Source organism: Vibrio sp. V12_P9A6T4 (genome assembly GCF_963874835.1).
In the GTDB taxonomy this organism is placed as follows: domain Bacteria; phylum Pseudomonadota; class Gammaproteobacteria; order Enterobacterales; family Vibrionaceae; genus Vibrio; species Vibrio anguillarum.
The window spans coordinates 1-22,178 of record NZ_CAWNJO010000054.1; the positions used below are offsets into that span (position 1 = coordinate 1).

Genomic DNA, 22,178 nt, shown 5'->3' on the forward strand with positions numbered 1-22,178 from the left:
GATCCGGCTGAACATTTAATTCCAAGACTTCACAATCTTTCATATTGCACAAAATATAGATTGAGCGATAAAGCTCTTTACCTACATTCCCTTTCAAGATCTTAAATCTGTATTTCGGTGTCCAAACTATGTGGTATTTGCAACGCCAATATACATGTGATGAACTTCTATAATCGCCCATGTTTTTAGTTTCCTCTTACTTGTGGTGAATAAGAGGTTTACTTCTAGCATGGGCACTCCTTCGGGCAATAGCCCCAAGGTTGAATCACCACCGCCCAAGGCGGTGGTTTAGGGATGACAACAAAAAAGCCCCTCAGAAAGGGGCTAGTTATTGAACAACGGTATGAATGTCAATCTAGTTCAACCAGCTGCTTTTTAAAGGTCACGTGCTGTGCTCTCACGCTCTCTTCGGGTTCAGCTGTCGCTAAGCTCACCACAACGATCGCAAGTACAGAGAAAATGATCCCAGGAACAATTTCATACACATCAAACCAACCGCCAGACAGTTGTTTCCAAACCACAATTGTCACGCCACCAACAATAATGCCGGCTAGTGCACCATTGCGGTTCATTCGAGACCAATAAAGGCTCAATACCACTGCAGGGCCAAATGCGGCGCCAAAGCCCGCCCATGCATACGAGACTAAGCCGAGCACGGAACTATCTGGTGTCATGGCCAGCACTAACGCAACGATAGAAATTAGAATCACAGCAAAGCGGCCAACACGAACGATCTCCTCCGACGTTGCATCTTGCTTGATGACTTGCTTGTAAAAATCTTCCGCTAACGCAGAGGAAGAAACTAATAATTGCGAGTCAGCGGTACTCATAATTGCCGCAAGAATAGCCGCAAGCAAAATACCTGCAATAACTGGATGGAAAATCGCATTCACTAGCAGCATGAAGATTTTTTCACCATCTGCCAGCTCCAGCGAACCTGTGTTCGTCACATAAACAAGCCCAACTAAGCCAACTAATAGGGCTCCCGCCATGGATAAACCAGTCCAAATGACCGCAATACGACGTGCAGTGGTGAGATCTTTATTTGAGCGAGACGCTTTAAAGCGCGCCAAAATATGGGGTTGACCAAAATAACCAAGCCCCCATGCCATTAATGAGATAATGGCAACACCTGTTAACGGCTCACCTTTCACATCATGCCACAGCGTCAATAGCTCTGGGTTTATTGCGGATAGATCTTGACTCAGTTGACCCAAACCACCGTTGATTGCCGCGATGGGCACAATCATTAATGCCGCTGCCATCAATAGGCCTTGCACTAAGTCAGTCCAAGAAACGGCTAAAAATCCACCAAACAGTGTATAAGACACCACACAAATGGTGCCAATAATAACTGCGGTTGAATAATCTAAACCAAATACCGTTTCAAATAGTTTACCGCCAGCCACAAGGCCAGAACTGGTATAAAAGAGGAAGAACAGCAAAATAAAGAAGGCTGAAATGGTTTGAATCAGTTTAGATTTATCATTAAAACGGCGTGATAAAAATTCAGGTAATGTTAATGAATCTGTCGTGATGCTATAAGTGCGCAAGCGCTTAGCATTCACTAACCAGTTCGCCCATGTGCCCAATAATAAGCCACCCGCTAGCCAGAAAGCCTCAATACCAGCGGCGTACGCGTAACCAGGTAAACCGAGCAATAACCAACCGCTCATATCAGATGCACCCGCCGATAAAGCCGCAGGCCAAGGGCCCAGTGATCGCCCTCCTAAGAAATAATCTGCGGAGTTTTTCGTTCGAAGGTATGCAACCACACCAATAGCCAGCATCAAAATAAGATACAGGATAAAGGTGGTTGTAATAGCAAAGCTATTTTCCATTGTGTTTGTCCTCTTTAAAAGATCGCCTTCCATGTCCTCTTCCGAAGAAGAGGATAAAACAGAAAGGATTAATGGGTTTCGCTACCAAGCTCAAGCAAGGTCGCATTACCACCCACTGCTGTTATATTTATTGTGCGAGTACGCTCGGTAATAAAGCGCAACGATAAGTGAGGATCATGAGCCACGGGGATCGCGCTCAAGTCCGTTTCAGAAACTAGGCTGACAATCGCACCATTACGATCAGCTAGCTGACGGTTGAGGCTACGCTCAACCGAAGTGTTCCCAACGTAACCTACACTTCGAACGTCCGACGCCATCAACGGATGATAAGCATCAAAAGACGTAAACTGAATGAGATTAGTAGGGAGTGTTGACTGCTCAAATGCCGCTTGCAGTGTTCGAATCAACATCGCATCGTCACTACATAAGACGACGCTATTGCCTGCCACAAGAGCGGCACAAAGCTGAGCTGCGACCGCCTGTTGCGCTTTATCACTGTGTTCACCTTGGATGATCACAGCCACGCCCCGACCTGCGGTGTATAGCTCATTGGTTTCTCCAGTAGGACCGATCAATTGATGCGAATGCGCCAACAGCGCCGATGCCTGATGAAGATGGTAAGAAATCACTGTTGCCAGTTGTGGCATAGCGCTTTCTAGTAGATTTTTAAATGAAAGTAAGCACTCACATTTAGAATCAAAATCGGTGATATTCCAATTTTCCCATGCTGAAAAAGCGTCAGAAAAACGTGTTACTTGATGAACCATGCTAATTCTCCTGAGCCTTTATTACTGAGAAAATTCAGTTTGAGTAAAACGGTATAAGTAATGTGGGCCACCTGCCTTTGGTCCGGTACCAGAAAGCCCCTGCCCACCAAATGGTTGCACGCCCACCACCGCACCCACTTGATCACGGTTGATGTAACAGTTACCTACTCGGGCGTGTTTTTCTATCCAACGATACGTCGTTTCATTGCGGCTATGGATCCCCATGGTTAAACCAAAACCAGTTTGATTAATTTGCTGCACGACATCGGCCAGCTCACGCGCTTTAAAACGCACGATATGTAAGATCGGCCCAAATTGTTCTTCGGTTAAGCAGTGAATATCTGAAATTTCAAAAGCCGCTGGCGGTACAAAATCGCCGTGTTGGCACTCCGAACTGAGTTCTAATTGCGCAACTTTGGTCTGTGTCTTGGTCATCTGTTCAATGTGAGAGAGCAACTTTTGTTTGGCTTTTTCATCAATAACAGGGCCGACATCTGTACTGTGGAGGTAAGGAAGACCAATCTTGAGCTCATTCATCGCACCATGAATCAAGCTGATGATGCGATCGGCAATATCCTGTTGAACAAATAGCACTCGTAATGCAGAGCAGCGCTGCCCGGCCGAAGCAAAGGCAGAACGAATCACATCTCTCACCACTTGCTCGGGTAAAGCCGTACTATCAACGATCATCGCATTTTGCCCACCCGTCTCTGCAATCAACGGCACTGGCGCGGCGTCACGTTGAGCAAGAGCTTGATTGATACGTTGCGCGGTCGCTGTTGATCCAGTGAACGCGACACCTGCAATGGCAGGGTGAGAAGTCAGCGCACTGCCAATTTCTGCACCACGTCCGGGTAACAATTGGATAACGCCAGCAGGAAAGCCAGCTTCCAACATCAGTTCCACGGCACGCGAAGCAATCAAACTGGTTTGTTCTGCGGGTTTGGCAACGACCGTATTACCCGCAACTAACGCTGCCGTGATTTGCCCAAGAAAAATCGCAAGAGGGAAGTTCCATGGGCTAATACACACGAAAACACCACGACCTTCACGACTCACTTTACGCTTTTCATTATCAAAACTCGTCACTTCAAAGGGTGTTAACGCGGAAACTTGTTTGGCGTAATAGCGACAAAAATCTACCGCTTCGCGGACTTCATCAATGCTATCGTGAATGGTTTTCCCTGCTTCGTGATGACAAATGGCGACCAGTTCAGCCAAGTTCTCTTCGAGTAAATCAGCAAGTTTATCAAGTTTGCCCGCGCGAACACTGTGCTCTTCTTGCTTCCAAGCAGCAAAGGATTGCTCCGCTATTGAGATAGCTTCGGAAACATGATCAAGGTTGGCAAATACCACTTGTCCAACATGCTTCCTACGGTCATACGGCGCAGTCACAACTTCCAGCGATGCCCCTACCTTGATCATGCTTTCGAACTGAGCAACACCATTGATGATAGGAGAAGCATGCCACTGTTTACTGAGCCAACATTCTACTTTCGCTTCAAAAGGCGTTGCCTCACTTTCAATATCAATATTGACACCATAGGAATTAACGCGCTCGGCAAAGATATGCGGTGGCAAAGGGATTTTGGTATTTGGTAAAGAATCAAACGAGAGCAACATATCGACGGGATGTTGCGTTAACGTATCAATAGGACAACGAGCATCAACTAAACGATGCACAAACGAACTGTTCGCACCATTTTCAAGCAATCTACGAACTAAATAAGGCAGTAAGTCTTTATGACTACCTACTGGAGCATAAATTCGCACCGATTGTTGATAGGCTTTCATTGCATGATGATAAAGAGCATCACCCATGCCATGCAGACGCTGGAACTCAAAATCTTTGTGTTGTGACATCACCGCAATCGCGGTCACGGTTTGTGCATTATGACTGGCAAATTGAGGGAAAATATGACCACGAACACCCTCGCTTAAAAGAAAACGAGCGCAAGCCAAATAGGCTACATCAGTAGCTTCTTTACGTGTGTATACCGGATAGTTGCTGTAGCCACTTTGCTGAGACCACTTCACTTCGCTATCCCAATACGCCCCTTTGACTAAACGCAGTGGGATCACATCACCTTGCTGTTTCGCCAACCCATTAAGCCAAACTAAAACGGGTAAAGCGCGCTTAGAGTAAGCTTGTACAACTAAACCAAATTTCCCCCACCCTTTCACGGGCTCACTGCGATATATCTTTTCAAATAGCTTTAATGACAGCTCTAAACGGTCTGCTTCTTCTGCATCAATAGTGATCGCCACATCCAGCTCGATAGCACGGGCTAAAAGCTGTAGCAGTGTGCTATAAAGCTCGCTCAGCACGCGCTCTTGATTAGCCACCTCATAACGCGGATGCAATGCAGAAAGCTTGATTGATACGGACGGTGCCGGGCTGGTTGATAAGCCATATTTCTCGCGGCCAACCGCCTCAATCGCCATCAAATAATCTTTGAAATATTTATTGGCATCGGCCGTGGTTAACGCCGCTTCACCGAGCATATCAAATGAATAGGTATAGCCTTTATCACGCATAGGACGGCCATTTTTTTGTGCTTCTTCAATGGTTCGGCCTAGCACAAATTGGTGGCCCATCACCTTCATCGCTTGGTGCATCGCCTTACGAATCACTGGCTCAGAAAGCTTATTCACTAGACGATTAACCGCCTGCGTTGGACTAGTCGTATCCACATCAGCAAGGCCAATCACTTTACCAGTCAGCATCAACCCCCACGTGGACGCATTGACAAAGACAGAGTCAGAATTTTTCAGATGAGATTTCCAATCCGCAACGCTGAGGCGATCTTTAATAAAAGCATCCGCGGTTTCCGCATCGGGAATGCGCATCAGAGCTTCAGCCAAACACATCAACAAAATACCTTCTTGCGTATCTAAACTGTACTCAAGTAATAAGGCATCGATCATTTGCACCGCTTTTTTGTCGGCTCGGATCGCTTCGATTAACTGGGTTGTTTTATTTAATATCGCCGATTTTTCTGATTCTGTAGCTGTTGCCAGCGGTAATAACTGCTTCAGCCATTGAGATTCGTCCACCATATAAAGTGGAGAGATCAGCGACCACAGCTTATCAAGCGGTTGCTCGATAAAATCTGCATTCAACACATCTGTTGCTGTAAACATGCGTTTTCCTCAATCTCACTCCCGAAAAAGGTCGGGTTTCCTGCAATGGCTGGCAGTGTATTTTGAGCGCGAGAAGAATACTTGTCAAAAACTCCGAGTTTTTTGCTAAAAACTCTGGCTATTAACAAAATAAAAACACAATCACATCAATTGACATCATGCACAAAGCAGAAAATAGCAACATTGTTTCCAAAATTTAACCAAAGATGCACGTGTTGCCGATAGGTCAAGGCAAGCAATATAAAAATGATGTGGGAATTACAAACAAAAAAGAGGCAGGGATATAAAGAATTAGCGACGACACAATTTTCGGTATTGCGATGGAGAAATACCTTGCAAGCGAGTAAATGAATGAGTGAAGGTACTTTGTCCAGAAAAGCCTGTTAATTCCGCAATTTGACCAAAACTCAAACAACCTTGCTCAATCAAATCTTTTGCCATATCAATTCGTTTACCTAACAAATATTGATGAGGCGTGATCCCCATTTGCTCTTTGAACAACATATGAAATTGGCTTTCACCTAAATAAACGCGGCCCGCTAATTGAGCGACTGAAATTTTACGACCAAGGTGCAGATCGATATAACGATCAATCGCTTCAAGATCAAAACGAGATTCTTTGCGATGCGTTTCAAATACAGAAATATGGCGTTGCAGTAATGCCATAACGGTGTCATTGCAGGCACGGCTCAACAGTAAATCATCAGGACTCGATTGCATCTCTTTAACTAGCAATTGGATCAGCTTTTGGATTTGCCCATCCAGCTGAAAGTAAATATCCGCATTCGACAACTCATTCATTTTTTGTAGAAGCAAAGGGTCATCTCCACAGGAGATTGGAAGGTTAAGCACTAAGATATCCGACTGCCCAACGACACCACCAAACGCATGGCCAGTTCCAGAGGTAACGACACAACCTTGCCCCGGCCCCACCAAATTGCCTACACCCTGTACTTCAAACTCAGCTTGGCCTTTTAATCCGATAACGACTTGGGTATAACTATGATCATGACACTCCATGTACGAGGGTAATGTCACTAACTCTGCCGGCCTAGGCGACAAAACTTTGTCATTTTGTTGATAGTTAGATAGCTTAGCCGAAGAAAAGTCACTCATATTGCTGCATCATGGTTGAGGTTAGAAGCTGATGTTATAACAAAACTATCAGGAGCGAAAACAAAGCTGTATTTTTTTAAAAATTAAACATCAAAGTGCATATGAAGCTTAAGCTTAGGGGTGAAATGAGATCGATTTTTCAAAACGGAACAATGATCAAGTGCACATAAATTACGGTCAATGTGTGTTCAATCCCAAAACCCCTAAATAGATCGAAAATAGAGACTTGCATATTTCGCTATTAGGCTCAAAATGAAGATGCACAATTATAAAATTTACAAAATCAGTCACCTAGTAATAGATTTAAGTGAATTTTGCTATTGTTCGGAATAAATTTTGCATTATGAATACAGCTTATCCATTAAAGCTGTCAAAAGTTTGTCTTTCCCACTTTTGTGGTTAAACGTTAATTTGTTGCAGGGACCTATGATCACACGTCGCATCCCAGCGCTATTGCTTGCGCTAAGCCCTTTTTGGGTATCTGCATCGGTGTACGCGGAAGAAGTTATTCAGGTAGATCCTGTCACCGCTATCGATGAAAAAATGACTACTAAACAGACGGAAATCGACGCGATTTCTGCAGAATACGAAGCAGAGGGAGCCAAGCTTCAACAACTTAAAAATGAACATGTTCGTATTAAACGAGAAAGTGAAGAACTTGATGCTAAACGCAATCGAGCCAAGTCTGCTTTGGACAAACAATATAGCCGTCTTTTAGATGATCCAGACACAGATTTAGCCTCGTTTCAAAAGAAGTACCAAGAAACATGGGCATCAGTGAAGCAGAACCAAGCTGAAGGCCTTGAGAATAATCAAGCGATGACCGAAGTTGAAATGCGCTTGTCTCAAATCAAACAGAAGCAAGCTCGTCTCAGTAATGAGTATGCGAACCTCGAAGAGTCGCGCATTGAAGCTAGGGTCAAACGTCTCGAAGCCGAACTGCGTGAAAGTAGTGTTCTTGAAACTGGCTATAAAACCACCTGTTCAACGACAATGACACTCGGTGAGTGTTCAAATCAGGGACAGCACCTTACCAAACAAAAAGCGGTAAAAACGTTTCGGGCCAAGTTGCTTGATGACCTAACCGAATCGGTCATTGCCAAGCAAAATCTGAAAGGCGTGGAACTTAATATCCATGTACAAGATAGCCAAATTATTCGCAGTGGTTTTGAAGGCAACAACGAATACTTCACCCAAATGCAAGCTCAGCTTCAAGCGAAACCAGAAGCGGTGGCTGCGTGTAAACTGCTTAACGTGTCAACTCGATACTGTTTGAAAGGCGGCGTGTCTGAAGGTACGCAAAAAAATGACAAACAGTGGGCAAATGTGACCGTAAGGTCGGATCAATACAACGATGCCGTAACCATCAACGGTATTAACTACGGCAGTACACCTGTTGAGATTGTTTTGCCCAATGGCCGCCACCAAGTTACCGTCTCTAAAGATGGCTACGAAACCTACAACCGGGTATTAACAATTAACGGCAATGATACGGTTTGGATAAAGCTAAGACCGAATAAAGAGGGTTAATTACCTCAAAAAAACTCTGTTTTTCTGTCGTAATTCACAAAGATGCGGTTAAAACGCCATTTTGTCATTAAGTTATTGAAAGATGACTTCAGACAAAATGGTGTTTTCGTTTAGAATAGACACAATGAACTAATAACTTAACTGAAGTAGATAATAATGCGACAAGGTTTACCCGCTCTCTTATTAGCACTTTCGCCTTGCTTAGTGGCAACATCGACGATGGCAGAAGGAACGCCTTCCTCAGTAATTGCCATTGATGATGCGTTGTTTACTAAACAGTCCGAATTACAGGCAGCCCAGAAGGCCACCCATGAACAACAAGTGGTTGTGAACAACCACAACAGTGAGTTAGACAGGCTAACAAAGCAAGCCCAACTCTTTGATAAGGCACTTGCAAAAGCAAAAACTGACTTAGAACGCGATTACATGAAAATGATTGATGATCCTGAACTGGACATCATGCCTTCACAAAATGCCTACCAAGCAGCTTGGGCTAATGTAAAGCAGAATCAAAAAAACCGTTTAGAAGCTGAGCAAAAACGCCAAGAGTCAGAAGCACTGCTGGCACAAAAAAGGGCCGAGCAGAACACGGCCAGCAAAAATATCAATGAGCTAGAACAGCATAAATTACGCGCGCGAGTTGAGCGCTTAAGAGATGAACTCAAACAGAGTAGCACCGAGAAAGTTAGCTTTACTAACGCTTGTAGTGCCGATATGACATTGGCTCAATGCTCGAAACAGACCACTGACTTAGCGCTCCAGAAAGCGGTAAACCAGTATCAAACCAAGTTAATAGAGGCCACAAGTGAGGCCAAGCTCGTCCAACAACATTTGGCCAATGTCTCTTTTAATATTCATGTACTGCGCCATAAAACCGTAGATTCAGGTTTCTACAATGGCAATAAGTACAAAGCCGTACTAGATGTTCAACTTGATGCAAGACCGGATGAAAACACACCATGTCGGTTGTTGAATGTCGAATCACAATACTGTTTCGCTCCAGGCGAATACTCAGCCAATACAGAAAAACAGAAAGAAATTGCTTGGGTTACCCTATCGATTCGCTCGAACCAATACAGTGATAAAGTCTCTATCGATAATGTGAACTATGGCAGTACTCCCGTCGAAGTGATGCTTCCAGTGGGACCGCACATGATTACGATTGAGAAAGAAGGGTATTACTCATTTAATCAAGAGCTGAAAATCACCTCAGATCATACATTAAGAGCGAACCTACGAGAAAAAGACAACCTACTTAAACCTGGACATAAATTTGCTGATTCCCTCAAAGGGGATATTAAAGCTCCTGAGTTAGTCACTTTGATCTCAGGCGAATATTTGATTGGCGAGCACGCATCGAAACAAGTTTTCCTTGATCATGCTTTCGCAATTGGTTCAACCCCCGTAACTGTGGGTCAATTTGAAACCTTTGTGAATCAAACCACCTACCAAACTGATGCTGAGCTACAAAAACTGTGCACAGCAGTCGCCGAATCTGAAATTACTCCGATTGCAGGTAGCTATTGGCGCGACCCTGGTTTTAAGCAGTTGAGCAACTCGCCAGTGGTGTGTATTAGCCAAAATGATGCGAAGGCCTATACTCGCTGGCTAAGTAAGGAAACTGGCTATAAATACCGTTTGCCGACTGAAGAAGAGTGGGAAATTGCCGCTCGCGCTGGTACACAAACAGACTATTGGTGGGGAGATGATTTCGGAACTGGGAAAGCGAATACTGGCTGGAGTGGTACACCTTGGTCAAATAAAAGCACCTCTCCTGTGAAGTCTTTCGCTCCCAATGGCCTAGGCCTTTATGATGTTGTCGGTAACGTGTGGGAATGGACAAATGACTCAAGAGGTCAAGCAAAAGGTGGAGCATGGAGCTTCTCCCCTGCAACGGCGGCGGCTTATGGTAATTTGTTTATTGCTCCTGCTACTTCGGCAAATTATGTTGGCTTCAGGGTCATTAGGGAACTTTAGGTAAGCTGAACTAGCTCAGCCATTTATATAACAAAGGGGGGAATTCCCCCCTTTGTTATTGCACTCTCGTCGTCTAAAGTGGTGTTGAATATCAAACACGTTTGATATTTGATATCCATGTGGTATCCCTATGAATTTGCAACACCCTCGCAGCATTCATAGAACCTCTTCTACACGTCGACAAGAAGCAATTCTTGTATTTATGCCAGCCCTTCTTCAGGCTGGCTTTTTTTATGTTCCCATACCGCTATGGATTACAACCCGCCATGCCATTGGTATTATATCAATGTCATTGTTAGGAGAACCCGCTATGGTCAATTTCCTCAGCGCAGAACAAATTTCATTGTTTCAACAGCTTCCGGGATATTGGGGTTGCAAAGATCTTAATTCGGTTTTTGTTTACGCAAACAATGCTTATGGCAAATTAATTGGTGTTAGTGATGCAAAACAGTGCATTGGATTAACTGACTTTGAAATGCCAAGCCCGACAACCGCTTGCGCCGCAGAATTCCAGCAACAAGATCGCTGTGTAATCTCCACAAAAAAACCGTTAAAAGTGCTGGATATCCACCCCTATGCTGACGGTTCTTGGCGCGCTCATATTTTCACCAAAACCCCATGGTTCAACGCACAAGGTGAGGTTCAAGGTACAATTTTTTTCGGGCAAGAGCTAACTGATACCGCGATTTTGGAAGTAGGCCATTGGATATGTCGGGCAACAGGTTTAACGACCACACAGCATTCCACAGGTGTTCTAGAGCCCATTTCCGGGCCCCTAACCACAAGAGAATCTGAGGTTCTTTTTCTTCTGCTTTATGGAAAAAAGCCCAAACACATTGCTCGGGTAATGAAGATTTCGATAAAAACAGTGGAAGGCTATGAAGCAAAATTGCGACATAAATTTGCAGCCCACAGTAAAGAGCAACTTATCGATATGGCTCTAGACCAAGGTTATGGCTCAAACATCCCCAAGACCTTGCTCAAAACGCAATTATCCGTGGTACTCAATAGTGAATGCCCCATATAAATGAGGCATTCATTGCGACTGACTTTTAACAAGTAGGCCTTATGGTGCTAAACGTTCAGCGTCCCATTGTTGATCATGTTGCGTAAACAAGAAGCGATCATGCAAACGATGCTCACCACCTTGCCAAAATTCTATCGATTCAACTTTAACGCGATATCCTCCCCAAAAACTCGGAACTGGGATCTCACCTTGTTCAAATTTCTTTTTTAACTCCAAGTATTTACCTTCCAAAATACCACGAGCTGAGATACGGCTGCTCTGGCGGCTCGCTATCGCGGCAATTTGGCTATCTTTAGGACGAGAAGTAAAATATTTCATGTTTTCAAAAGCCGACAATTTTTCAGCCGTTCCTGTGATGTGCACTTGTCTCTCTAATGGGTGCCAAGGAAAGTGCAAGCTGACTTTATTGTTGTGTTCAATATGCTGTGCTTTGCGACTGCCTAAATTGGTGTAGAAAACAAAACTGTCTTTTTCGACATTTTTTAATAGCACTATACGTTGGAAAGGTTGTCCATTTTCATCAACCGTTGCCACTGTCATCGCTGTGGGATCGGTAAGACCGGCATCAATGGCCTGTTGCAGCCAAAGGTTAAACTGCTCAATGGGATTTGAAAGCAAATCTTTGCGTCTTAAACCGCCTTTTATGTATTCGCGGCGGATGTCTGAAAGTTCCATCTCTGCTCCTTATGAAATTTTTGACGATTGTGCGCCTATCATCGTCATAACTCAAGAGTGCTAAGGTTCAACAAAATCAGTAATTCACAGCTAAACTCTGTAGAACGTACGCAATAGGAAGTACAATCAATTCAAATGGTGAATAGTAATCTCATGATGAGTGGCAAATCCTTAACATTTTGCTAGACAAGTAATAAAATCAAGCAACTATACCCAAACAACTTACAGTTGTAGCCTCCCTCTACAGCTTTAAGTAGAAAAGGGAAATACACTACGATTAGGCGCAAAGGATAAGCGATGAGCAACAAGAGTTATAACAAACTCTCTTCGACAGAATTGGAGTACGTAGACGACAAAACGGCGGCTCTGCTACTGAACACGCCCAACAGTGCACGCGTGATGCTCTGGGTTATGGTCTGTTTTTTTCTCTTAGCCATCGTCTGGGCCTCATGGGCACAGGTCGACAAAGTGACAGTTGGACAAGGCAAAGTCGTTCCGTCATCGCAAGTTCAAGTGGTTCAAAACTTGGAAGGAGGCTTAGTCAAACAGATATTGGTTCGCGAAGGTGAACGAGTGCAAAAAGGCCAACAACTGTTATTAATTGATGACACACGTTTCCGCTCAGACTACCGCGAACGTGAACAACAAGTCGCTAACCTTACCGCCAGTGTTCTACAGCTATCCGCTTCCATTACTAGCGTGATGATTAACGAAGAAATTGATGATGACAACTGGCAAAATAGCGTCAAAATTGACTATAACAAACTCGCCTTTCCACCGCTGTTAACAGACAACCAACCCGATTTAGTTAATAGACAAAGGGCCGCCTACCGGCAAGATCTTAATAACTTACGCAACCAACTTTCTCTTTTAGATCAACAAGTCAAACAGAAACTACAAGAGTTGGTTGAAATACAAGCGCGCGTGAAAAATTTACGCCAAAGTTATGATTTTGCGAATAAAGAGCTTGAGATCACTAGACCTTTAGCAGACGAAGGTGTCGTGCCACGAATTGAGCTGCTGAAACTACAGCGCCAAGTAAACGATACTCGCCGTGAAATGACCACCAGCGAGCTTAACATCCCAGTATTAAAATCAGCGATTCGCGAAGCGGTGCTCAACCGTATTGATGCGGCTCAAAAGTTTCGCTCACAGCAGCAAGACAAACTGAACGAAGCCCAAGATAGACTTTCAGCAATCACAGAATCAGCCGTTGGGCTTGAAGATAAGGTAAATCGCACTGTTGTGCTATCGCCTGTGACAGGAACGATTAAGACGCTTTACGTCAACACCGTTGGCGGTGTTATCCAGCCCGGTATGGATATTGTTGAAGTAGTCCCAACAGAGGATACCTTGCTTGTTGAAGCGCAAATTGCCCCACAAGACATCGCCTTCTTAAGACCAGAGTTGCCCGCCATCGTAAAATTCAGCGCCTATGATTTCACCAAATATGGCGGCTTGGAAGGGACACTTGAGCATATCAGTGCCGACACAACTCAAGATGAAGAAGGCAAAAGCTATTATTTAGTCCGAGTAAGGACCAATCAAACCAGCTTAGGGCATGATGCTAACCTGCCTATCATCTCAGGAATGACGGCCTCTGTTGATATTATTACGGGTAAACGAACCGTGATGGATTATCTACTAAAGCCCATACTCAGTGCACAAAAAAATGCGCTAAGGGAGTAAGGTTCACTTATGCTTTTTAATATATTCATGATTGACGGTTTTTGATGAAGTTTTGGCTGCCACTGGTTTTATTGCTATTTATGCCCTCATCCCCCCAAGCGCTCAACACCAAAGAGCAGCAGTGGGTCGATGCGGTCGCGCTTACCTATGGCACAAGAGCGGGAAAACGCGTCGAAACATGGCGCAAAGAAATTGCCAAACACCAAAATGCTCCCGAACGTGACAAATTGACCGAAATAAATCGATTTTTCAATCAGCTGTACTTTGTCAATGATATCGATTTATGGGGAAAAAATGACTACTGGGCGACACCACTTGAGTTTCTAGGAAGCAACGCAGGGGATTGCGAAGATTTCACAATTGCGAAGTACTTCTCCCTGCTTGAACTGGGTATCGATGATAAAAAGTTGCGCCTCGTGTATGTTAAAGCCATTGAATTAAATCAGTTTCATATGGTTCTTGCGTACTATTCAACACCCAATGCCGAGCCCTTAATTTTAGACAATATAAACCCTGAGATTAAGCCAGCATCAACACGCCGTGATCTGTTACCGATCTACAGCTTTAACGGTAAAAATTTATGGCTAATGAAATCCAAAAATGGCCAGCTTGCAGGAGACTCTTCACGATTAAGTCTTTGGAATGACTTACGTGAACGGGAACGCTCGCTAAAATTGAATAAACCAATTGTAAGTTACGATGAGTAAGTAATATGACGCTATATAAACAACTTGTCGCGGGAATGATTGCCGTCTTCATTATGCTGATGACTTCAGTCTTTATTATTGAATTCAATACGACCCGCAACAACTTAGAGCAGCAGCAGCGCTCTGAAGTCAACAACACCATCAACACCGTCGGTTTGGCGCTGGCACCTTATTTGGAGAAGAAAGATAAGATTGCGGTTGAGTCAGTTATCAACGCCTTGTTTGATGGCAGCTCTTACTCAGTCGTACGATTGATTTTTCTAGACGATGACGAAGAGATTCTGCGATCTTACCCTGTAAAACCCAATAACGTTCCGCAATGGTTTACCAATTTACACCTGTTTGCACCGATCCATGATCAACGCGTTGTAACCAGTGGTTGGATGCAGCTTGCTGAAGTCGAAATTGTCAGCCACCCTGGCGAGGCCTATGCGCAATTATGGAAGGCGCTGATTCGGCTACTTATCGCGTTTAGCGCTATTTTTGTGATTGGCCTTGCCGCCATCGCTTTCATTCTGAAGCGCGCTTTACGCCCGCTGCAAATGATTGTCGAAAAAATGGAGCAAGTCGCACGCAACCATTTTGGTGAACCGCTACCGCGGCCAGCGACCAAAGATCTGATTTATGTAGTTGATGGTATCAATAGCATGTCAGCGCAGGTTGAAAAAGCGTTCAAAGCTCAGGCGCAAGAAGCTCAGCAACTGCGTGAGCGTGCTTATATTGACCCAGTTTCTCAACTTGGCAACCGCGCCTATTACATGAGTCAACTCAGTAGTTGGCTATCAGAAAGTGCCATAGGTGGCGCTGCTATTTTGCAAGCAGAGTTTATCAAAGAGCTTTACGAAGAAAAGGGTTATGAAGCAGGCGATGGTATGGTACGCCATTTGGCTGAGCATCTAAAAGTGTCGATTACTTCACCTGATGTGACTCTGGCACGCATTTCTACCGAAGAGTTTGGCTTTATTTTGCCCAACATGGAAGAGAGTGAACTCAAAATCATCGCCGATAGTATTATGAATTTTGTGCAAGACACTCTAGCCGACCCGACTGGCATGGCATCAGCCAAAGTCTCTTTAGGTGTTGTTCATAATAAAGAACCAAAATCTTCAACGCAGTTACTTTCCTTGCTCGACAACGCGTTAGCCATTGCAACTGCAAATCCAGAGCTGATTTACGGCTTTGTCAGCAGTGAAACCAAACAAACTGTGATGGGTAAACAGCAATGGAAAGCATTGGTTGAAGAAGCTATCCATAACGATTGGTTCAGTTTCCGTTTGCAGTCAGCCAATAATAGCTGGGGACAAACTTTCCACCGCGAAGTTTTTTCAGCGATTGAGCACGATGGCAAACGCTACAGCGCTAACCAATACTTATTTGCACTCGACCAACTCAATGCCAGCCATATTTTTGATGAATATGTTATTGAAACGATGATTCGCAAGCTCGAAACGGGAGAGATAGCCGAACCATTAGCCATTAATATCGCTCAAAGCAGCCTTTCTCAACCCAGTTTTATTCGTTGGGTCACTCAGACTCTGGCGAAGCATCGCTCTATCTGTGAGAACCTACACTTTGAAATACCGGAAAACGCATTCCTCAACGCCCCTCACCATACGGCGCTGTTTTGTAATGCCATAAGAGCAGCTGGCGCAGACTTTGGTGTCGATAACTATGGCCGGAATTTCCAATCATTAGACTACATCAACGAGTACCGTCCAAAATACGTGAAACTCGATTATCTATTTACTCACCATCTCGACGATGAAAAGCAAAAATTCACCTTAACGTCGATTTCTCGCACAGCACACAATTTAGGAATCACCACAATTGCGTCAAGGGTAGAAACGCAAACTCAACTTGATTTCCTTTCCGAGCATTTTATAGAAGTCTTCCAAGGCTTTATTGTGGATAAATAAAAAAGGTCAGATGTAATGCAAGACACGCTACTCAATTCGCTTATCTATGTGAGTCGTTATTATGGATTGGCGAATTCCCCAGAAGCACTGATCAACGGCCTACCTTTATCAGATGGGAAACTGACGCCTTTTCTCTTTCCTCGAGCCGCCGAAAGAGCGGGATTAATCGCCAAGGAAAATCGCTCAGCATTGGATCAAATCCCAAAGTTGGTTTTCCCCGTTATCTTAATTTTAAAAGGCGGTGAGGCCTGTGTGCTCAGCAGCATCAACGAAGCGAATCAAGAAGCTGAGGTCGTCACTGCGGAGTCTGGTCTAATCCCCGTAGCTATCCCCTTAGAGGAACTGACTGAACGCTATATTGGCCGCTACTTCATGGTGAAAAAACAGTTTCGCTATGACGAGCGATCACCGGAAATATTAAAGACCCGTGATGGCCACTGGTTTTGGGGTACGTTATGGCAGTCAAAGCACATTTATCGCGATGTGTTGATCGCTTCCATTTTAATCAATTTGTTTGCCATTGCGGCACCAATGTTCAGCCGTTTAGTGTATGACAAAGTCGTGCCTAACCTTGCGTTTGAAACCTTGTGGGTATTAGCGAGCGGGATTTTTGTGATCTTCTTATTCGATCTGCTCCTCAAACTACTTCGCAGTTATTTTATTGATGTGGCGGGCAAAAAATCTGACATTCTGATCTCTTCCAAGCTCTTTAGTAAAGTGATGGGGATCAGAATGGAGTCTCGTCCTCCTTCTGTCGGTGCGTTTGCGCGACATTTACAAGAGTTCGAATCCATACGCGAATTCTTTACCTCAGCAACCATCTCATCATTGATTGACCTGCCATTTGCACTGCTCTTTTTAGTGCTGATCTGGCTAATGGCAGGCAGCTTAGTGCTGGTACCTATCGCTGGTGTACTGATCATTGCTATCTATTCTCTGCTCATCCAAGCACCTCTACGACGGGCGATTGAAGAGGGCTCTCGACTGGCATCACAAAAATACGCCAACCTGATTGAAAGTTTAGCTGGACTTGAAACGGTGAAACTCTTTGGCGCTCAAAGTCAGTTTCAATATCGCTGGGAAGAAGCGGTTGCGCACATGGCGAACTGGAACATTAAAAGCCGTCGAATTACTGATGGTATTCAAAATACTGCCGGCTTTGTTCAGCAAGCCGCGAACGTTGGCATGATCATCTTAGGCGTCTATCTGATATCCAACGGCGATTTAACCATGGGTGGGCTCATCGCCGCAACCATGCTCAGCGGCCGTGCGATTGGCCCAATGGTGCAACTATCATTACTTTCAACACGCTACAACCAAGCCAAATCGTCCTTAAAAATCATTGAGCAAGTGATGCAAATGCCAGATGAGCAAGAAGAAGGTAAACGCTATATTCATCGTCCGATTGTGCAAGGTAAAATTGAGCTAGACAAAATCACTTTTCACTATCCAAATGCGCCTGTTGCATCAATACGTGACTTAAGTATAACGATTCATCCGGGTGAAAAAGTAGCGATCATAGGCCGCATCGGCTCAGGGAAGACCACCTTAGAGCGCCTTATCATGGGGTTATATCAACCGACCGAGGGGAATGTTCGTATTGATGACACCGATATCGCGCAACTGCATCACATTGATGTGAGACGTAATATTGGTTGCGTACCTCAAGACAGCAACCTATTTTACGGTTCAATTCGCGATAACATAACGCTCGGGCGTCCCTTAGTTGATGATAGAGATGTGATGGATGCCGCCAACCGAGCGGGAGTTACCGCGTTCACACAGCAAGACCCCGCGGGGTTAGAACGACAAGTGGGTGAAGGCGGCTTGTTGTTGTCTGGTGGTCAGAGGCAAGCGGTAGCCATTGCTCGTGCACTGCTCGGACGCCCACCCGTTTTGCTACTTGATGAGCCCACCAGCGCCATGGACAATCGCTCTGAAATGCACATCAAACATCAACTGTCTCAATTGACACCAAGTGAGACGTTAATATTAATTACTCATAAAACGTCAATGCTCGATGTGGTTGATCGCGTCATTGTGATGGAGAAAGGCTGTGTCATTGCCGATGGTCCTAAATCGATGGTGTTAAACGATCTCAAACAGGGCAAAGTGAGATCAGTGCAATAGCCACCTTACTAGAAATAACATGATCAGCAAAAAACGAGGCAAAATGCCTCGTTTTTTGCTTAGCACTCTGAGATAAGAATGTTAGATCCCTCCAACATCTTCATCTTCAAGCATCGAAGCACATTTAATCTCATACTGGTTAAATGAGAAGATACTAGCGCCATGAGCCCGCTTGGTGATGATACGCTCATCATCAAATTGCACCGAAACATGGGTATAAACTTTATTTTTGACTTCGATCGTATTCATTTCGAGCAATTGCTCAAACTCCTCTCCCAGCATATCCAACGCCAATTTTGCTTTTTCTAAACGATCATTAGTCTGTTTCTTAAATTCATCAATTTTTAGCAGTTCCTCTTCCAAGCGTTCCGCTTTAGGCTTTTTCTTAAATTCAATCTCACGGCGGATCACTTCCATCGTCGCTTCTTGCGCTTGTTTATAATGTTCTTTGTGTTTCGCGACCCGTTCTTTATACACAGCATAACGAGCAAAAGCCTGCACAGCCGTGGCGGTATCGCCTTCAACGCCTAGATTGAAGCAAACGATCTTACCACCAACTTTCGCGTGACCACCACTGAGTGTGCCTTGCTTCTCTTTACTATCTAATACTTTTAGATCATTGCCACAGCGTAATTCATTGCTCATGCTGTGAACCGCTAAATTGATGTCATCTGCCGCTTGCAGTTCGCTAAATTGAGCATAGTTAGCCGTGATAGAGCCTCCTGATTTGATAATGCATGTTCTTGCTTCATCATCAAACACCGTATGGCCAATAATGCCTTTACCAACATCAATATTACCTTGGGCTTGAACATCAGCAGACTCAACAAACCCACCGATGGTGATTGAGCCCGTCGCTCTCACGATCATCCCAGGCTCGACATCGCCCGTGATGACAACACATCCTTTAAATTTCACGTGGCCAGTCGCTACACTGACGTTGTTTAAACATAAAGCGTTATCGACATCAACCGTTTTACTTTTCAGGATAGGCATGCCCGCTTGACTGGCCAGTAGCACATTCGGGTCATTGGGTGAGATGTAAGACCCCTTTCCTGCAACTAAGGCCGAGTCTTTACCTGGTTTAGGATCCAGCACTTTTCCCTGCACGGTATAGCCTGGCGTTCCTTGGGTTGCAGGAATTCGACGCATCACTTCATCATCTTGACCAACAGTGATGGTTTCACCTAAGTTGCGCATATCAATTTTATTCTGTCCTTGCTTTTTGGTCGGTGCTAACACGCGCTTACTGACATCCTCAACCAAAGGAATAAATTGTGCGTCTTTACCTTGAATGGGTTCGCGCCCCTGCGCAACAGGTTGAGTGTATACTTCCCCTGGCTTCAAGGTATTACTTACCATTAACACTTTCTTTAAAGCCAGTTTGTTGATGCCTTTTGTCACATGGGAATGAGCCAATGCATACACCAACTCACTACCGCGCAATGCTCTGCCCCCGTATGCACCCGTCACGACCATGCTGGCTAACATATCTCGATCACTAAATTCAATCTCAACCGAAGCGTTCTTCTTCTCTGCAATGGTGATTCCAGAGAATGCTTCACCCTTCCCCTCTTTTGCACAGTTGATAAAGCGGGTAACTTCAGTTTCATTTAAGAAAAATGTCGATGCAGATAACTCAAACAATGCTTCTTTCAAGCCTGCTTGGTCAAAATTTTTGTCGATGGACTCCGTCCCAGGCAGCTGGGCAATGACTTGTTTTTTGTCCTCTGAAAGCGAAATTAAGCGTTTCCACATACTACTTAACCCATATGGTTAGATTCCGTTCGTATGGCAGTGTATACAATTTACAGTATGGACTAAATCTTTAGGCAACCAAATTAAGGGCTACATCACTTAGTCACGACGAAACGAACCACATAACCTAAAAATAAACGAAAGAATGAGTTACGCGGAATTTTACAGTGTAAATAATCTGTTCAGTATTCAGACAATATCGGAAAATCATGTTTACTGTTAAAGGCGTAAGTCACCTTAACAGTGCAACCATCTTTTGAATATTCCAATGACTCACACAATTTAGAGACCAAAACAATCCCTCGACCGTGTGTACAGTTGCCGTCTACAACCGTATGTTGGTAGTCAAAGCCTTCGCCATTATGCTCAAGTGAAAAGCTCAATTGTCCCACCGTTGGGTCATAATCAATGTCTAGTTTAATCCATAACGATTCATCTAACTCATCCATACACTCTTCACGTCGTTGGTAAAAAGTGAGAAATCCATCTGGGTCATCTTTTAGTGAAGAATTAAGTTTTAATAACCCATGCTCAATGGCATTGGCAAACAGTTCTGACAATACAGAGCAAACGAGGTCAAGATGCTCGCCACCACTGATAAAACCGCGAACAATGTTACGCATCTCGACCATAATTGAAATCTTTTTAAGAATTGAAGCAGGAAAAAAGAGATGGCTTTGCATTGGTATATGGCTAAGAAACTGTTTTTTTTGCGACGCTAATATTTCATTATTATTGGTAATTGGAAATGTCATTGAAAGAATTGAGAGATCATCACCATGGCCACGATTGGAAAACTGGCATACTTCATCGTACAAATCTGAAATCTGAGTCTTACCGTTCCGTTGCAAAACTTGTTCGAGTCGCAACTGGCCAAATTGTTCCCCGTTTTCATTCATCGCTTCGGTAATACCGTCGGTATAACAGAGGATAGTTTGGTTAGGTTTTAATTTGAGATGAACTAAATTTACTTCAAATTCATCAGCATCCAGAACTCCCAGCGGCATATGTGTGGAGACGAGACGACGAACGATGTTGCTCTCTTCATCCAGTAAATAACCATCAGGCAAACCACCTCCCCACCACGAAACCTCGAAGCCGTTGGCTCGTATCTCAAATACACTGGCCGCAAGCATCATGCCAACAGGCAAAAACTTTACTAGCGCACTATTAAGTTCAGCGACCATTTCGCCAAGCGACATCCCTTTTTCAGCCATTGAAAAAAAAGTACGCGTAGCAGGGATCGTTGAAATCGCGGCAGGTAATCCATGCCCAGTGGCATCGGCGATCATGATGTAGACGCCACCATAGGGCCGGTTCGCCACAATGATGAGATCACCATTAAAAATGGTCGAAGGTGTGGAGATATAACTGATGCCATAGATATTGCTGACTTTTGCACTCATCTCCTCCATTAAGTTGGTGAAAATGGATTCGGCGATGGCGTAGTCATATTGTACTTGTTCGTTGAAATAATTGAGTTTATCTCGCTGTTGAGTGACTTCATTATGCATTTTCACAATACGGTAATGAGCCTGCACTTTAGCGAGCAGTACGCTTCGCTCTACTGGTTTAAGAATAAAATCATCGCCCAGCGATAAGCAACGTTCAAACGAATCATGATCATCAAGCACGGTCAAAAATATAATGGGGATATGGTGATTTGGAAAAGAGTCGCGGATCTCTTTTGCGGTGGTGAAACCATCTTTAACTGGCATCATCACATCCAACAAAATAACGTCGGGTAAGACGTCCATGACGAGCATCGCCTCAACAGCATCAGCGCCATTTTCGAAGGTATCCATGTGCTCAACAATAGGCGATAAAATAAACCGACAGAGCTCTCTATTTGATTTATGGTCATCAACAATCGTTACGCGCATCGGCTCACTCCTTAAGCA

General features: G+C 44.3%; 15 protein-coding genes. 7 read left to right on the forward strand and 8 right to left on the reverse strand.

What is annotated here, in order from left to right; all coding sequences use genetic code 11:
• The 5 genes from tnpA to AACQ42_RS08805 form a co-directional block, all read right to left on the reverse strand.
• A partial coding sequence (gene tnpA / locus AACQ42_RS08785) for an IS200/IS605 family transposase (RefSeq protein WP_141195638.1) occupies nucleotides 1-181 on the reverse strand: 181 nt, incomplete at its 3' end.
• Between the two features lie 169 nt (nucleotides 182-350).
• Nucleotides 351-1,841: a sodium/proline symporter PutP gene (gene putP / locus AACQ42_RS08790; RefSeq protein ID WP_017044927.1), complete on the reverse strand. Its 1,491-nt coding sequence runs from the start codon at nucleotides 1,839-1,841 to the stop codon at nucleotides 351-353.
• A 68-nt stretch (nucleotides 1,842-1,909) separates the two neighbouring features.
• A complete protein-coding gene (locus AACQ42_RS08795) occupies nucleotides 1,910-2,608 on the reverse strand; it encodes a 1-pyrroline-5-carboxylate dehydrogenase (RefSeq protein WP_017042347.1) in 699 nt (232 codons plus the stop codon).
• 21 nt (nucleotides 2,609-2,629) lie between these two features.
• Nucleotides 2,630-5,752: a bifunctional proline dehydrogenase/L-glutamate gamma-semialdehyde dehydrogenase PutA gene (putA, locus tag AACQ42_RS08800; RefSeq protein WP_094165556.1), complete on the reverse strand. Its 3,123-nt coding sequence runs from the start codon at nucleotides 5,750-5,752 to the stop codon at nucleotides 2,630-2,632.
• Nucleotides 5,753-6,043: 291 nt separating this feature from the next.
• Nucleotides 6,044-6,868 carry an AraC family transcriptional regulator gene (locus AACQ42_RS08805; RefSeq protein ID WP_017042345.1) on the reverse strand — a complete coding sequence of 275 codons (825 nt, stop codon included), beginning with the start codon at nucleotides 6,866-6,868 and terminating at the stop codon, nucleotides 6,044-6,046.
• Nucleotides 6,869-7,294: 426 nt separating this feature from the next.
• Between AACQ42_RS08805 and AACQ42_RS08810 the strand changes: the two genes are divergently transcribed.
• From AACQ42_RS08810 to AACQ42_RS08820, 3 genes are all read left to right on the forward strand, one after another.
• Nucleotides 7,295-8,398, forward strand: a complete 1,104-nt coding sequence (locus tag AACQ42_RS08810) for a PEGA domain-containing protein (protein ID WP_026028446.1) — start codon at nucleotides 7,295-7,297, stop codon at nucleotides 8,396-8,398.
• Nucleotides 8,399-8,554: 156 nt separating this feature from the next.
• Nucleotides 8,555-10,375 (forward strand): SUMF1/EgtB/PvdO family nonheme iron enzyme, encoded by a 1,821-nt coding sequence (locus AACQ42_RS08815; protein WP_094165557.1) that lies wholly within the window; start codon nucleotides 8,555-8,557, stop codon nucleotides 10,373-10,375.
• A 310-nt stretch (nucleotides 10,376-10,685) separates the two neighbouring features.
• Nucleotides 10,686-11,402, forward strand: coding sequence for a helix-turn-helix transcriptional regulator (locus AACQ42_RS08820; protein ID WP_017046874.1), 717 nt, complete (start codon nucleotides 10,686-10,688; stop codon nucleotides 11,400-11,402).
• A gap of 39 nt (nucleotides 11,403-11,441) precedes the next feature.
• On the opposite strand, the gene pdxH is transcribed toward AACQ42_RS08820, so the two are convergent.
• Complete coding sequence (pdxH, locus tag AACQ42_RS08825) at nucleotides 11,442-12,077, reverse strand: pyridoxamine 5'-phosphate oxidase (protein ID WP_013868203.1); 636 nt, start codon at nucleotides 12,075-12,077, stop codon at nucleotides 11,442-11,444.
• A gap of 297 nt (nucleotides 12,078-12,374) precedes the next feature.
• On the opposite strand from pdxH, the gene AACQ42_RS08830 reads away from it, so the two are divergent.
• Genes AACQ42_RS08830 through AACQ42_RS08845 form a run of 4 tightly spaced genes read left to right on the forward strand, consistent with a single transcriptional unit; the run spans nucleotide 12,375 to nucleotide 18,519 of the window.
• Nucleotides 12,375-13,766 carry an HlyD family type I secretion periplasmic adaptor subunit gene (locus AACQ42_RS08830; RefSeq protein ID WP_017046873.1) on the forward strand — a complete coding sequence of 464 codons (1,392 nt, stop codon included), beginning with the start codon at nucleotides 12,375-12,377 and terminating at the stop codon, nucleotides 13,764-13,766.
• A gap of 44 nt (nucleotides 13,767-13,810) precedes the next feature.
• Nucleotides 13,811-14,473, forward strand: a complete 663-nt coding sequence (locus tag AACQ42_RS08835) for a transglutaminase-like cysteine peptidase (RefSeq protein ID WP_026027195.1) — start codon at nucleotides 13,811-13,813, stop codon at nucleotides 14,471-14,473.
• A gap of 5 nt (nucleotides 14,474-14,478) precedes the next feature.
• On the forward strand, nucleotides 14,479-16,389 hold the full coding sequence (locus tag AACQ42_RS08840) for a bifunctional diguanylate cyclase/phosphodiesterase (protein ID WP_013868206.1): 1,911 nt from the start codon (nucleotides 14,479-14,481) through the stop codon (nucleotides 16,387-16,389).
• Nucleotides 16,390-16,404: 15 nt separating this feature from the next.
• Entirely contained in the window at nucleotides 16,405-18,519 is a 2,115-nt protein-coding gene (locus AACQ42_RS08845) for a type I secretion system permease/ATPase (RefSeq protein WP_013868207.1), read from the forward strand.
• Between the two features lie 81 nt (nucleotides 18,520-18,600).
• On the opposite strand, the gene AACQ42_RS08850 is transcribed toward AACQ42_RS08845, so the two are convergent.
• Together AACQ42_RS08850 and AACQ42_RS08855 are read right to left on the reverse strand one after the other, a co-directional pair.
• Nucleotides 18,601-20,277, reverse strand: a complete 1,677-nt coding sequence (locus AACQ42_RS08850; RefSeq protein WP_094165558.1) for a DUF342 domain-containing protein — start codon at nucleotides 20,275-20,277, stop codon at nucleotides 18,601-18,603.
• A 182-nt stretch (nucleotides 20,278-20,459) separates the two neighbouring features.
• A complete protein-coding gene (locus tag AACQ42_RS08855; protein WP_094165559.1) occupies nucleotides 20,460-22,160 on the reverse strand; it encodes an ATP-binding SpoIIE family protein phosphatase in 1,701 nt (566 codons plus the stop codon).
• Nucleotides 22,161-22,178: the final 18 nt, after the last annotated feature.

Coding starts and splice junctions, on each gene's coding strand:
- putP (WP_017044927.1), bottom strand. CDS start 1,841: ATGGAAAATAGCTTTGCTATTACAACCACCTTTATCCTGTATCTTATT.
- AACQ42_RS08795 (WP_017042347.1), bottom strand. CDS start 2,608: ATGGTTCATCAAGTAACACGTTTTTCTGACGCTTTTTCAGCATGGGAA.
- putA (WP_094165556.1), bottom strand. CDS start 5,752: ATGTTTACAGCAACAGATGTGTTGAATGCAGATTTTATCGAGCAACCG.
- AACQ42_RS08805 (WP_017042345.1), bottom strand. CDS start 6,868: ATGAGTGACTTTTCTTCGGCTAAGCTATCTAACTATCAACAAAATGAC.
- AACQ42_RS08810 (WP_026028446.1), top strand. CDS start 7,295: ATGATCACACGTCGCATCCCAGCGCTATTGCTTGCGCTAAGCCCTTTT.
- AACQ42_RS08815 (WP_094165557.1), top strand. CDS start 8,555: ATGCGACAAGGTTTACCCGCTCTCTTATTAGCACTTTCGCCTTGCTTA.
- AACQ42_RS08820 (WP_017046874.1), top strand. CDS start 10,686: ATGGTCAATTTCCTCAGCGCAGAACAAATTTCATTGTTTCAACAGCTT.
- pdxH (WP_013868203.1), bottom strand. CDS start 12,077: ATGGAACTTTCAGACATCCGCCGCGAATACATAAAAGGCGGTTTAAGA.
- AACQ42_RS08830 (WP_017046873.1), top strand. CDS start 12,375: ATGAGCAACAAGAGTTATAACAAACTCTCTTCGACAGAATTGGAGTAC.
- AACQ42_RS08835 (WP_026027195.1), top strand. CDS start 13,811: ATGAAGTTTTGGCTGCCACTGGTTTTATTGCTATTTATGCCCTCATCC.
- AACQ42_RS08840 (WP_013868206.1), top strand. CDS start 14,479: ATGACGCTATATAAACAACTTGTCGCGGGAATGATTGCCGTCTTCATT.
- AACQ42_RS08845 (WP_013868207.1), top strand. CDS start 16,405: ATGCAAGACACGCTACTCAATTCGCTTATCTATGTGAGTCGTTATTAT.
- AACQ42_RS08850 (WP_094165558.1), bottom strand. CDS start 20,277: ATGTGGAAACGCTTAATTTCGCTTTCAGAGGACAAAAAACAAGTCATT.
- AACQ42_RS08855 (WP_094165559.1), bottom strand. CDS start 22,160: ATGCGCGTAACGATTGTTGATGACCATAAATCAAATAGAGAGCTCTGT.